1 protein-coding gene is annotated in these 805 nt (G+C 63.6%); it reads right to left on the bottom strand.

The annotated features are described in order from the left end of the window. On the bottom strand, positions 1–726 hold a 726-nt coding region (locus tag KB201_RS24650; RefSeq protein WP_211540901.1), incomplete at its 3' end, for a transposase. Between the last annotated feature and the right edge of the window lie 79 nt (positions 727–805).

Here is an 805-nt window from a genome sequence, read left to right as displayed (position 1 = left end):
GCGTTCAGCGGCGGGCAGCTGGGCCAACGCCGCCTCGAGGGCCGCGATGTGCATGTCCGCACCTTTGGGTGAGGCACCTCCACGCCGCAGGTCCAGGTTCAGTGTTTCCCCGGTGCCGAAGGCGCCGTGGTCGACGAACGAACACATCGGGGAATGCCCGAACACCCGCTTATACGTTTTCTGGGCCTGTTCTTTGGCCGAGCCGGCGGTCACGGTCGTGGCATCGAGATCAACGGTCACCAGCCCGCCATCGATGCTGCCCGCAGTGCCCTCCAACGGGCGGGCAATGCTCCACACCCGTTCCCGCGCCGCGGCGCGAGCCGCGCTGATCGCGGTACTGACCGCCTCGACATCGGTAGCCAGCCTGCTGATCACCCGCGAAATCGTCGGATCAGAGGCCACCTGCCCGTACAACTGTGGCTGAGCCCGGACGGTGGCCACATCGGCCACACAGTCACCACCGGTCGCCAAGGTGAGCGCTATATCCAGCACGATCTTGGCCGGATCATGGACCGTGGCCGCGGTCCGCCACGGCGCCATCGCCGCGGTCAGCTCGGCTCCCAGGCCCGAGACCTGCACGGTTTTCGTCAGCAACACCGCTCCCGAGGTCGTCAGCACCGACTCAGTGCGCGTGGGGTCCACCGTCAACTCGGGATACACGTTATTCTTCACCTGCGAGGTGCCTTTCTTCTTGTGACTATTTGTTTGTGGTGAATCAATAATCACAAGGCAGACAGGCACTTTCGCGTATCACACGCCGAACACCAGCAACATCAGTGAAATATCCAGGCTCAGGGAGCAGTGG

This window comes from Gordonia sp. SCSIO 19800 (genome assembly GCF_018132775.1).
Lineage (GTDB): Bacteria > Actinomycetota > Actinomycetes > Mycobacteriales > Mycobacteriaceae > Gordonia > Gordonia hongkongensis.
The sequence above is the reverse complement of the archived record's forward strand: the minus strand, read 5'-3'. Positions and strand labels throughout refer to the sequence as shown.